This is a genomic window from bacterium (genome assembly GCA_030247525.1).
Taxonomy (GTDB): Bacteria; Electryoneota; JAOADG01; order JAOADG01; family JAOADG01; genus JAOTSC01.
On sequence record JAOTSC010000290.1, the window covers coordinates 1 to 1,921 of the forward strand.

Consider the following 1,921-nt stretch of genomic DNA (forward strand, 5'->3'; position numbering starts at 1 on the left):
AATTCGGTAGTATCACGAAAATTCACTCAAAGCAACAGCAACGATAGAATTTCAAAGATTGTTCACAGCACTACTTTTTCCATCCATTTTTTACTTATCTTGCTGAAAGAGGTCAACTTACATACACTGTCGTTTCGTCCGAACACCACCACCATCGGAATACATTTCTTCGCAACACAGACTGTTGAAGCAGATTATCATAGATGAATGGTCGCAAGATCGCGTTACAGGATTCTGATTCGGTTCGAGAAAACAAATGAAGCAATCGAAGTTAAAATTCTCTGATGTCTTGGCAGATCTCAAATTGGATTTTGAGGTAGAAACTGCCCATAGCTGGCTTGCTCACGCCAGATTTTTGAAAGAATCGTTAGATTCGATTGAAATCACCACTCAATTGTTACGACACATCAAGAGCAAACTCTCAGAGCAAACTAACATTCCGTTGAATTCATTAGAATTTGCTGAAACTCTTGATAATACAGAATATGAATCAACTGTCATTGCAACATTTCGATTGCAAATCTCTGGAGAGCAAAAGGGAAAACCACAGTTATCGATTCTCCCCTTAGTTACCACCGATGGGGTCGAATACAAGGATATGATTGCCCGACTTACGATCCATCCGATAAATGAAGATGGCTCACAGATTACAATGGAAAAGATAAGTGAATGATTAAAACAATCACGAATACAGGATATTTTTTTTAAACAGAATGTTATTGCCCAACAGCTTGAAAAAGCGATTGCAGACCAAGTATCACAGATGGCGATAGTTGCAACGGGCATTTTTCCGGAAAGCGGAAAAAACGCCGAGTTAGAGTTTTTTGTAAGCACTTTACCCGATCCTACAAACATCGAAGAGTTTCAAAATTCCCTTCGTGTCAACTCCGGGAAAATGATTTGTAAAAAAAACCCAAAAACGGCTTCAAGCAATCGTGGAACGGATTTGTTTGGCAATCATGTCGAAGGAGTGTCCGGACTTGACGTTGAACTGGAAGCGGGAGAAGGTGCGATGTGTAGCGCGCAGGGTCTCGCGATCTATGCGCTACGCGATGGAGTTGCTCAAATCCAGACCTTTACTCGGCCGATGGTAACCGCGAATGTGAAGAAAAACTTCACTTACAAAGTGAGTGTTTCGGTTGTCCCTTTGCGGGTAATAATTAGTGAGGAAAAAATAAACCTCACTACCAACGATGCAGTGGAGATTCGGGGGAATCTAAAACCGGGAAGCAGTATTTCTTCCACGAGCAGTATCATCATTACAGGCAATATCGAGGGACAGGGGTATCTCTCATCTGGTAACTCGATTATCGTACAAGGTGATGTCCACGATTCAAATTTAGTCAGCCAAAAAGATGCGTCAATTCGCGGTTCAATCATCGGTACTTCGATAATTTCGAAAGAACAAGCACGAATTGGCGGGTCGATAACAAAATCTCGAGTGTTTACCGATCAGGCGATAGATGTGCGCGGTAACATCGATGAACGTAGTATCGTGATTTCCGCCGAAACGATTGCGGTTGCTGGTAATGTTGATCCCAGTAGTCACATTGAATCACACGATAACATAATGGTCAATGGAAATGTCGGTAATGCTGAACTGGTAAGTGATAAAAGCATTATGGTCGATGGGTCGATCAGCGGAGGCAGTTTATCGGCGAAAGATCAAGTGGTGATATCTGGCAGCATTGTTGGTACGAATGTTGTTGCAGATGTGATCATAGCTGAGAACGCCTGCGGGTGCAAACTCATTGCTAACAACTCGATTCGAGTAAAAAATATTGTTGAGTCTCCTAACGAACAACCGACCGAAATCAACATTGGTACTGCCCATTTTTCTGCGAAACGGTTAGAACAAAATCAGTTAGTGATTTCTCATGCTGAGCAAAGCATTAACAAGCTTGGACAATACTTTGGTTCC

At 42.1% G+C, this 1,921-nt stretch carries 2 protein-coding genes; both read left to right on the forward strand.

Going from position 1 to position 1,921, the window contains the following annotated elements; translation table 11 throughout:
* Positions 1 to 256 precede the first annotated feature (256 nt).
* On the forward strand, positions 257 to 673 hold the full coding sequence (locus tag OEM52_15060) for a hypothetical protein (GenBank protein ID MDK9701453.1): 417 nt from the start codon (positions 257 to 259) through the stop codon (positions 671 to 673).
* Between the two features lie 45 nt (positions 674 to 718).
* Positions 719 to 1,921: FapA family protein (locus OEM52_15065; protein MDK9701454.1), on the forward strand; the 1,203-nt coding region annotated here is incomplete at its 3' end.

Bases quoted from the DNA above. Each gene is read 5' to 3' on its own strand.
- OEM52_15060 (MDK9701453.1), top strand. From the start codon at position 257: ATGAAGCAATCGAAGTTAAAATTCTCTGATGTCTTGGCAGATCTCAAA.